Source organism: Mycolicibacter algericus DSM 45454 (assembly GCF_002086455.1).
In the GTDB taxonomy this organism is placed as follows: domain Bacteria; phylum Actinomycetota; class Actinomycetes; order Mycobacteriales; family Mycobacteriaceae; genus Mycobacterium; species Mycobacterium algericum.
The window spans coordinates 375,039-384,481 of sequence record NZ_MVHC01000001.1 but is presented as its reverse complement, the minus strand read 5'-3'; the positions used below and the strand labels follow the sequence as shown (position 1 = coordinate 384,481).

Here is a 9,443-nt window from a genome sequence, read left to right as displayed (position 1 = left end):
GTGCCGAGAAGTCCAGCTCCAGGGCCTTATCCAGATCGGCCGAAAGAGCGTCGAACGCCTCGACGATTTCTTCCCGACCACTCGAACGCATGTGCTAATTCTAGCGATCCGCACCGACACTCCGCAGAAACCATCCACAGCCAAAACTGCGGTGACGCAAGTGATTACAGTGAAAAATGGGTCCACCGGATAGACTCGCCTGGACGTGACGACACATCCTGAGAAAGCCCCGTCGCGGTGACCCGCCGACGTCCCGCCCCGCTGCCGGTACGCGACGGCCTGGGCCCGGCCCGGCTACGTCTGCACGGCGGGCCGGTGGCCGCTGAGCTGCGCACCCGCTTCGGTGCGGCTGCCGCGGCGAAGGTGGCCGTCGGCGAGGTGGTGACCGCCGACGGCGCCGTGGTCGACGAGACGACGGTGCTGCCGGCCGGAACCCACGTCTTTCTCTACCGGGATCTGCCGGTAGAGGTTCCCGTGCCCTTTGAAATCCCGGTGCTGCATCGCGACGACGACCTGGTGGTGGTCGATAAGCCGCATTTCCTGTCGACCATGCCCCGCGGCCGCCATGTGGCCCAGACCGCACTGGTGCGGCTGCGCCGTGAGCTGGAGCTTCCCGAGCTGAGTCCGGCGCACCGGCTCGACCGGCTCACCGCCGGGGTCCTGCTGTTCACCACCCGCCGCGAGCTCCGCGGGGCCTATCAGACGCTGTTCGCCCGCGGCGCGGTGCACAAGCAGTACCTGGCCCGCTCGTCGGCGCCGCCGGTAGGCGAATTCCCGCGGCTGGTGCGCAGCCGGATCATCAAGCGACGCGGCTGCCTGCAGGCCCGTGAGGAGCCCGGCGAGCCCAACGCCGAAACGCTGGTCGAGACGCTGGGAGACGGCTGCTACCGGCTGACGCCGCGTACCGGCCGCACCCATCAGCTGCGGGTGCACCTGGCCTCGCTCGGCCTGCCCATCGACGGTGATCCGCTGTATCCGGAGATCGTCGAGGTGGCCCCCGACGACTTCTCCACCCCGCTGCAACTGCTGGCGCAGCGGCTCGAGTTCACCGACCCGCTGACTCAGCTGCGACGTTGCTTCGTCAGCCGGCGCGCGTTTCAGCACTGAGCGTGCCGGGTACAGGAAGGCACGACAGAGCAGAGGGGAGTCTGATTCTGATGAAGACACACGGCAGGATGGCGATCGCCGTCCTCGGAAGCACAGCGGCGCTGGTCGCAGCGGGTTGCAGCGGCACCCAGGAAGAAGCCCCGACCAGCACCACCACGACCGAGACCACAACCACCACGACGGAGACCACACCGATGGAACCGGAACCCGGCGTGCCGCCGGGGGAGCCCGGAGCCCCCGGTGGTCCGACCGGTGGCGGTGGCCCCGGGGGCGGCGGCGGTGAGATCCCCGGCGGTCCGACCGGTGGCGGCGGTCCCGGCGGTGGTGGCGGTGAGATCCCCGGCGGTCCGACCGGTGGCGGCGGTCCCGGCGGTGGTGGCGGTGAGATCCCCGGCGGTCCGACCGGTGGCGGCGGTCCCGGCGGTGGTGGCGGTGAGACCCCCGGCGGTCCGACCGGTGGCGGCGGTCCCGGCGGTGGTGGCGGTGAGATCCCCGGCGGTCCGACCGGTGGCGGCGGTCCCGGCGGTGGTGGCGGTGAGATCCCCGGCGGTCCGACCGGTGGCGGCGGTCCCGGCGGTGGTGGCGGCCAGATTCCGGGTGGCCCGACCGGCTGGGGCGGCCCCGGCGGTGGCGGCGGCTGCCTGCCCGGTGTGGGGTGCGGCGGCTGGCCGTGATCGCCCAGCGACGCTAAAGCCTCGCTAAGACATATCGACGCCCGACGCCCAGGGCATCAACCTCGGCGTCGGGCGTCGGTCCGCGCATTCAGCGCTGACAGGCGACGCACCAGAAACTGACCCGCCCGCCACCGCTGTCCGATTCCACCCGGGTGCCGCAGCGCCGGCAGGGCTTGCCCGCGCGGCCGTACACCCACAGCTGCCGGCCCGGCCGGGTATCTCCGGTGGTGCAGCGCGCCCACCGCAGCCGATTGGCCCACAGCATCTCGCGGGCCCGAGCCACCAGCCGGGCCGGATCGGCCAACGCGGCAACCGGGGACGTCGGCAATCGGCCGACGACAAAACACAATTCGTTGCAGTAGACATTGCCGATGCCGGCCAGCACCCGCTGATCCAACAGGGCCGCGGCCAGGGGCCGGTCCGGGTCGGCCAGCAGGTTGGCGAGGGCGGCGCCCGGGTCCCAATCGGGGCCCAGCAGGTCCGGGCCCAGGTGAGCGACCGCCTCGCCATCGCGGTCACGCTCCAGCACCTCCAGCACGCCCAGGTCGATGCCCAATGCGCGAACGGGGCCGGCCTCCAGGATGATTCGCACCCGATGGTCGAGCGGGTCCCTTCTCGCTGGGGAGCCCGCCCGCCAGCTGCCCTCCATCTTCAGATGCGAGTGGATGCTGGCCTGGCCCACCCGGATGAACAGGTGCTTACCCCGGCTGATCACCTCATCCACCCGCTGCCCGGTGAGGTCCACGCCGGCATAGCGGGGGACCCGGATATCGCAGCGGGTCAACGTTTTCCCGGTCAACGCGTCGTCGAGCACCGCCGCGGTGTGGAAGACGGTGTCACCTTCGGGCATCAGCGCAGCCGCAGTCCCCGCGGGGTGCGGGAGAATCCTGCCTCGGCCAGCGCCGTCGTCGTCGGCGAATCGCGAGTCTCCAGCACCGCCGCACCGTCCACCCGCTCGACGAGGATCCCGTCGACGCGGCGGTCGGCGATCAGCCCGGCCAGCGCGCCGGCGGCGGCCCGCTGCACCTCGGCGGCGTCGGCCCCGGTGGCGAAGTTCAGCAGGGACCGGCCGCCACGTTCGACGAACCAGACCAGTTCGCCGTCGACCAGCACCACCAGCGCTCCCGCCTTGCGGCCCGGACGCGCGGTGCCGGGGTGCGCCGGCCAGCTCAGTGCCGCCCCGTACGGGTTGGCCGGGTCGGCGGCGGCGAGCGCCACCGCGTGATACTCCGGGCGCGCCGGGTCGACACCGTCGAGGTAGCCGCGCAGCCGGTCCACGGTCGAGGCCAGCGCGAACTGGGCGGCGCCCAGCGACTCGATGAAGTAACCGCGCTGACAGCGGCCGGCCTCCTCGAAGGCCGTCAATACCTTGTAGAGGCCGGCGAATCCGCCCGGCACCGCCTCGGCGGCCACCGCGCCGCGGGTCAGCACCCCGTAGCGGTGCAGCAGCAACTCGGCGGTGTGGTGCGCGCGCACCGTGGAGAACCCGGCATCCGGCTCGGTGGCCGGCAACATCGACCAGCGTCCGGCCACCGCCGGGTCGGCGGCGCGGGCGGCGGCGTGGGCGACGCTGTACCGGCTCAGCCGCGGCGGACGCTTGCTGCGGTGTGCCGGGGTGGACCGTCGGGTGCCGGCCAGCACCGTCCGCATCGGGGCGAAGGTGTCGCCGGTGACCCAGCCGGCCCAGATCAGTTCCCACAGTGCGGTTTTGAGCTCGGCCTCACTCGCGTCACCGGCGAGCTGGCGGAAGAAGAACGCGCCGCCGCCGTCGAGCGCGTCCAGGATCTGCCGGTGCGCATCACCGAAGTCCAGCGGCGCGCCGGGGGCCAGCGTCAACGGCGCCGAGTCGGCGGTGTGGAAGGTGATCCAGCCGTCGGCGGCCGGTGCGTTGCCGGCCGGGGCGCCCGCACCCGCCCACAGCACCTCCCCGGAGGCCAGCAGCTCGTCGAGCATGGCAGGTGAGTAGTCACGCACCCGCGCCGCCAGCACCAGCGGCTCGACCGCCGACGCCGGCAGCGGCACGCCCGCCAGCTGCTCGATCACCCCGGCCAGCCCGTCCAGCCCCGACGCGGCGCCCCGGGCGCCGATCTGCTGCCAGGCCGGCAGGAAACGCGCGTAGGCCGCCGGGGACACCGGCTCGATCGCCGAGCGCAGCGCCGCCAGCGACCGGCGCCGCAGAATTCGCAGCACCTGGGCGTCGCACCACTGTTCGCCCGGCGAGTCCGGGAAGTCGGCGAACTCGCCGCGCACCACCCGGCCGTCGGCGGCCAGCCGGCCCAGCGCGTCGGCGGCCACCCGGGCGCCCAGCCCGAACCGCTCGGCGGCCTGCCCGGTGGTGAACGGGCCGTGGGTGCGGGCGAAGCGGCCCAGCAGCTCACCCAGGGGGTCGGTGACCGGTTCGGTGAAGCCGGTCGGCACTCCGGGCGGCACCGCCACCCCGATCCCGTCGCGCAGCCGGCCGATGTCCTCGATCGCCACCCACCAGGCCCGCCCGGCGAACGCCACCGTCAGCACCCGCCGGGCGGCCAGCAGGTGCTCGAGCCACCCGCCCACGTCCGAACCGCCGGCCCGCGCGGCGATCTCGTCGCCGGTGAGCGGGCCCAGCAGCCGCAACAGATCCGCGACGCCCTCGGCGTCGCGGGCGGCCTTCTCCGGGGTCAGGTGCTGCAACTCGGCGGCGACGGCGGCGACGACGTCGGGGTCGAGCAGCTCGCGCAACTCCACCCGGCCCAGCAGCTGCGCCAGCAGGGTGGGATCCAGCGACAGTGCCGCCGCGCGACGCTCGGCCAGCGGGCTGTCGCCCTCGTACATGAAGGCGCCGACGTAGCCGAACAGCAACGACGCCGCGAACGGCGACGGGGTGGCGGTCTCGACCTGCACCACCCGCACCCGGCGCTGCGCGATCCGCGCCATCAACTCCGTCAGCGCCGGAACGTCGTAGACGTCCTGCAGGCACTCCCGCACGGTCTCCAGCACGATCGGGAACGCCGGGTATCGGCGTGCCACATCGAGTAATTGGGCGGCCCGCTGGCGCTGCTGCCACAACGGGGTGCGCCGGCCCGGATGCCGGCGGGGCAACAGCAACGCCCGCGCCGCGCATTCCCGGAACCGGCTGGCGAACAGCGCCGAGCCGCCCACCTCGGCGGTGACGATGGGCTCGATCTCGTCGGCGTCGAAGACGAACAGGTCCGCACCGGGTGCGTCCAACGTTGCGCCGGCATCGGTGTCGGGCAGCCGCACCACGATGCCGTCGTCGGAGGCGGTCGGCTTCTCGTCGATGCCGTAGCGTTCGTGCAACCGCCGGCCCACCGCCAGCGCCAGCGGGCCGTGCACCCGCAGCCCGTAGGGGGAGTGCAGCACCACCCGCCAGTCGCCCAGCTCGTCGCGGAAGCGCTCCACCACCAGCGTGGTGTCGGTGGGCACCGTCGACGTGGCGGTGCGTTGGTCGTCGAGCAGCCTCCAGAGGTTGTCGGCTGCGTAGTCGTCGAAACCCAAACCCGCGCAGCGTTTGTCGAGGGCGGCCCGATCGAGCCCGGCCAGCTCGCCGGTGAACTCGCCCAGCGCGGCGCCGAGTTCGGCCGGGCGCCCGACGCCGTCGCCGTGCCAGAACGGCAGCCGGCCGGGCTGGCCGGGAGCCGGGACCACCAGCACCCGGTCGTGGCTGATCTCGGTGATGCGCCAACTGGTGGCGCCCAGTGAGATCACGTCGCCTGGCCGCGATTCGTAGACCATCTCCTCGTCGAGTTCACCGACCCGGGACGGCTTGTCGGCGCCGGCCAGGTACACCGCGAACAGGCCGCGATCCGGGATGGCGCCACCGGAGGTGACGGCCAGCCGCTGGGCGCCGGGCCGGCCGGTCAGGGTGCCGGTGTCGCGGTCATAGACCAGCCGCGGTCGCAGCTCTGCGAACTCGGTCGACGGGTACTTGCCCGAGAGCAGGTCCAGGGTCGCCTCGAACACGCTGCGCGGCAACGTCGCGAACGGGGCGGCCCGGCGCACCGTGTCGAACCAGGCCTCGGCGTCCAGCGGCTCCAGCGCGGCCGCGGCCACCGTGTGCTGGGCCAGGATGTCCAGCGGATTGGCCGGCACCGTCAGCGTCTCGATCTGGCCCGCCAGCATCCGCTGCACCGAGACCGCGCAGCCGATCAGATCGGTGCGGTGCTTGGGGATCAGCACCCCCGCCGAGACCTCCCCGACCTGATGACCTGCCCGCCCGATGCGCTGCAGGCCGCTGGCCACTGACGGCGGCGCCTCGATCTGGATGACCAGGTCGACGGCACCCATGTCGATGCCCAGCTCCAGGCTCGAGGTCGCCACCACCGCCCGCAGCCGCCCGCTTTTCAGGTCCTCCTCGACCGCGGCGCGGGTCTCCTTGGACACCGACCCGTGGTGGGCTCGCGCCAGCGGTGCCAGTGAGTGGCGACCCGCTGCGCCCGGCTCCGCCGCGCTTGCGATCCCCACTGGCGCCGCGTCGTCTGGAGAGCGTTCCGCGTGGATCTCGTTGAGCCGCGCAGTCAGTCGCTCGGCCAGCCGGCGCGAGTTGGCGAACACGATCGATGAGCGGTGGGCCTCGATCAGGTCGACGATGCGTTCCTCCACCTGCGGCCAGATGGTGCCCTCGGCGGGGCTGGCCATATCCGACACCGGAACCTGCACCGTCAGCTCGAACGTCTTGGCCGCCGGCGGCGCCACGATCCTGGTCGGGGCCTGCCCGGACAGGAACCGGGCGACCTCTTCGGCGGGCCGCACGGTGGCGGACAGGCCGATCCGCTGCGCCGGGGAGGCCAACATCGCATCGAGGCGCTCCAGGGACAGCGCCAGGTGGCTGCCGCGCTTGGTGCCGGCCACCGCGTGCACCTCGTCGACGATCACCGTCTGCACCCCGGTCAGCGCTTCGCGCGCCGCCGACGTCAGCATCAGGAACAGTGACTCCGGGGTGGTGATCAGGATGTCGGGCGGGTGCGCGACCAACTCGCGGCGCCGCGTCGCGGAGGTGTCGCCGGAGCGGACCCCGACCGTGATGGCCGGCGCGGGCAGGCCCGCATAGTCAGGGTGCGCGGCGATGCGGCCGATGCCGGCCAGCGGGGTGCGCAGGTTGCGTTCGACGTCGACCGCCAGCGCCTTGAGCGGCGACACGTAGAGCACCCGGGTGCCCGCAGCTTTCGGGCCCGGCTCGGCCGCCAGCCGGTCCAGCGCCCACAGGAACGCCGCCAGCGTCTTGCCCGATCCGGTGGGCGCCACCACCAGGGTGTGGTGGCCGTCGGCGATCGCCGACCAGGCCTGCTGCTGCGCCTCGGTCGGCGCGGTGAAGGTGCCGGTGAACCAGTCCCGGGTCAGCGCCGAGAACCGGGCCAGCGCGGCTGGGGTTTCTCGGCTCACCCCGCCATGGTGCCAACTTCGGGGCGGTGCTGCCCGGCGGGCCGGTTTTGCCGCGCTCAGCAGCGGGTATCCGCGAGCCGTGGCGGTCACAGGGCCGTGGCGGTGACAGGGGGCGGGGCATGACACTTCTGGACGACAGGACGCGAGCGGCGCTGCCGATCTTCGCCGATGCGGCACCTGCCTCGCGGACACCGGAGGCCCCGCCGCGCGACTGGACCTGGATCAACTGGACGTTGTCGCTGCTGACCGCACCGGCCGCCGTGCTGCTGATGGATTACGCGCCGGTCGCGGTGACCGGCGCCCCGCTGTGCAGCACCGCGGCCTGCCCGGGCCTGCAGCTGAACGGATCGCTGTTCGGCGTGCTCTACCACGGTGCGGCGGCCGTTGCGGCGCTGACCTTGTTTCTGGCGTTCTTCTTCGCAACGCACCGGAGCGGGATCGCGGTCTGGGCGGGCGGCTGGGTGCTGCTGGCGGCCGACCTGGTGGCCCTGCTCGCGCTGTTCTGACCCGGGTCCTGCCGGCGGCCCGTACTCGCGATACCGGGCCTCACCATCCGGTCACGCTGGTCCGCGTTGGAGCGTGACCGGGGTGCGGCATCCGGGGGGCTTGGTCTTCGATCACCGCCACCGGGCATCGGGATCGCTCCGTCAACGCCGAACCGACGCTGCCGGTCAATGCGTGCCACAAGCGGCGTCGCCGCCGAGATCCGACGACAACCAATTCAGCCTTGCGGGACATCTCGACCAAGGTGTCAATCGGATCGGTGAACACGAGTTTGGGGTTCACCTGTGTGGGTCCGTCGTGTCGGGCGCTGTCGCCGGCGATGTCGACCGCATCGTCGATGATCCGCTGCACACGCCGATGCGGGAGCTCGTGCTGACCGAACACCATCCAGCGGGCGACGCGGGGACTGAGCTCGGTCGACGCCGCATGCACCAGCGTGAGCGGTAGTCCGCGCCGTTCGGCCTCGCGTGCGGCCCAGTGCACCGCGATTCGCGACGTCGCTGATCCGTCGATGCCGACGACGACTCCGGCACTCTCTGCATCCCGGGCCACCAAGCAGGGTTAGCCGTTCGGGCCAGCCGCGAAACCGCCGCCACATCGGCATCCGGATGATTACCGCGCTTCCCCCTTGGGTACGCGGCGCACATCGGCAGGTAGCCGACACAGCGAACCCCGGAGGTCGGCGATGGATTCGCGCAAGGGCGACAAAGCGGAGTCGGATGTTGAAGCCGAGGCGCACCGGGCGCGCCCGCCCACCGGCAAGGACGAGGACGATACCCATGTCGGGCAGGTCAGCCCTGATGACGCGCTGGACGTCGGCGAAACCGGCGCCGAAGCCCGCAGCGAGGACGGGTGAAGCGGCCGGTCCGGCCGGTGGAGTCCGTTTGAGTCCCAATGTTGTTGGGTAGCCAGGCCATTGGACTGACTACCAACCAATGGAGGGAAGCGAACATGGCCCGCACCGTGGCCGAGATCATGGCCCACACACCGCAAACTGTTCCGGCGGACATGCCCGTCAGCGAAGCGGCGGAATGCATGCGCCGAGCCGATATCGGTAACGTCGTCGTCCTCAGCGACGGCCACGTCCGGGGCATCGTGACCGACCGGGACATCGTCGTCCGGGTCGTCGCCGAAGGCAAAGAGCTCTCGACGCCGGTCGGCGAGGTATGCAGCAGCCAGGAGCTCGTCAGCGTTCGGCCCGATTCGAGCCTCGACGACGCCGTTGCGCTGATGCGCAGCAAGGCGGTGCGCCGGCTGCCTGTCATCGACGGCGACCGGTTGGCCGGAGTGCTGAGCATCGGGGATCTGGCTGTCGAGCGCGACGAGAAGTCCGCGCTCGCCGATATCAGCGCCGCGACGGCGAATCGCTAGCCCGATGCGATCGGCGGTGTCGGGCGGGTGCGCTGCGCTGGCGCTGATCGCCGGGCTGCCCGCGGCGTCCGCCGACCCGGGCGCCGCAGTCGACACCACCTGCAGCTACTGGCAGGTGGTGTCGGCGATGAATGTCCGTTGTCGTTCTATCTGAGGCAGGTGCGGGCGTCTGACCTGCGGTGCCTCAGATCAAATGGCGATCCTGTTGCGGGTGGTTTGTCATCTGATCTGAGGTAAATAGGCCGGATCCTGGCCGCCTACGGGGAGGCGTGTTCGTCGGCGGCTCGCTGGCGTGGGGTATGGCCCTCGAGGGGTTCCGACCCGGCCGCTGGGACGTGCTTGGCGCCCCTGGTTTTCCTGGCCGGCGTTGCCGTGAACATGTACGCTCCTCGCGGCCACTAGCTTTCG

The 9,443-nt window shown here is 72.0% G+C and carries 9 protein-coding genes and 1 pseudogene; 7 read left to right on the top strand and 3 right to left on the bottom strand.

Translation table 11 applies throughout. The features are described from left to right. Nucleotides 1-237: 237 nt before the first annotated feature. Nucleotides 238-1,107 (top strand): pseudouridine synthase, encoded by an 870-nt coding sequence (locus BST10_RS01910; protein WP_083036076.1) that lies wholly within the window; start codon nucleotides 238-240, stop codon nucleotides 1,105-1,107. Between the two features lie 50 nt (nucleotides 1,108-1,157). Next, nucleotides 1,158-1,781, top strand: coding sequence for a hypothetical protein (locus tag BST10_RS23500; RefSeq protein ID WP_083036074.1), 624 nt, complete (start codon nucleotides 1,158-1,160; stop codon nucleotides 1,779-1,781). A gap of 88 nt (nucleotides 1,782-1,869) precedes the next feature. On the opposite strand, the gene nei2 is transcribed toward BST10_RS23500, so the two are convergent. Continuing rightward, entirely contained in the window at nucleotides 1,870-2,631 is a 762-nt protein-coding gene (gene nei2 / locus BST10_RS01900; RefSeq protein ID WP_083036072.1) for an endonuclease VIII Nei2, read from the bottom strand. Further along, nucleotides 2,631-7,160 (bottom strand): ATP-dependent helicase, encoded by a 4,530-nt coding sequence (locus tag BST10_RS01895; RefSeq protein ID WP_083036071.1) that lies wholly within the window; start codon nucleotides 7,158-7,160, stop codon nucleotides 2,631-2,633. Before BST10_RS01895 ends, nei2 begins: the two co-directional genes overlap by 1 nt. 119 nt (nucleotides 7,161-7,279) lie before the next feature. Between BST10_RS01895 and BST10_RS01890 the strand changes: the two genes are divergently transcribed. After that, the gene (locus BST10_RS01890) at nucleotides 7,280-7,666 is read left to right on the top strand and encodes a hypothetical protein (protein ID WP_083036069.1); all 387 of its coding nucleotides are present in this window, start codon (nucleotides 7,280-7,282) and stop codon (nucleotides 7,664-7,666) included. A 40-nt stretch (nucleotides 7,667-7,706) separates the two neighbouring features. Here the strand turns inward: BST10_RS01890 and BST10_RS01885 are convergent, their stop codons facing one another. Continuing rightward, entirely contained in the window at nucleotides 7,707-8,216 is a 510-nt protein-coding gene (locus tag BST10_RS01885) for a universal stress protein (protein ID WP_163762356.1), read from the bottom strand. A gap of 133 nt (nucleotides 8,217-8,349) precedes the next feature. On the opposite strand from BST10_RS01885, the gene BST10_RS23145 reads away from it, so the two are divergent. The 4 genes and pseudogenes from BST10_RS23145 to BST10_RS22340 form a co-directional block, all read left to right on the top strand. Continuing rightward, nucleotides 8,350-8,520: a hypothetical protein gene (locus tag BST10_RS23145; RefSeq protein WP_165757163.1), complete on the top strand. Its 171-nt coding sequence runs from the start codon at nucleotides 8,350-8,352 to the stop codon at nucleotides 8,518-8,520. A gap of 95 nt (nucleotides 8,521-8,615) precedes the next feature. Next, nucleotides 8,616-9,035 carry a CBS domain-containing protein gene (locus tag BST10_RS01880; RefSeq protein WP_083036065.1) on the top strand — a complete coding sequence of 140 codons (420 nt, stop codon included), beginning with the start codon at nucleotides 8,616-8,618 and terminating at the stop codon, nucleotides 9,033-9,035. A gap of 4 nt (nucleotides 9,036-9,039) precedes the next feature. Continuing rightward, nucleotides 9,040-9,189 (top strand): hypothetical protein, encoded by a 150-nt coding sequence (locus BST10_RS01875; protein ID WP_235673635.1) that lies wholly within the window; start codon nucleotides 9,040-9,042, stop codon nucleotides 9,187-9,189. An 86-nt stretch (nucleotides 9,190-9,275) separates the two neighbouring features. Next, a pseudogene (locus BST10_RS22340) lies at nucleotides 9,276-9,437 on the top strand (YnfA family protein); the annotation flags it as partial. Nucleotides 9,438-9,443: the final 6 nt, after the last annotated feature.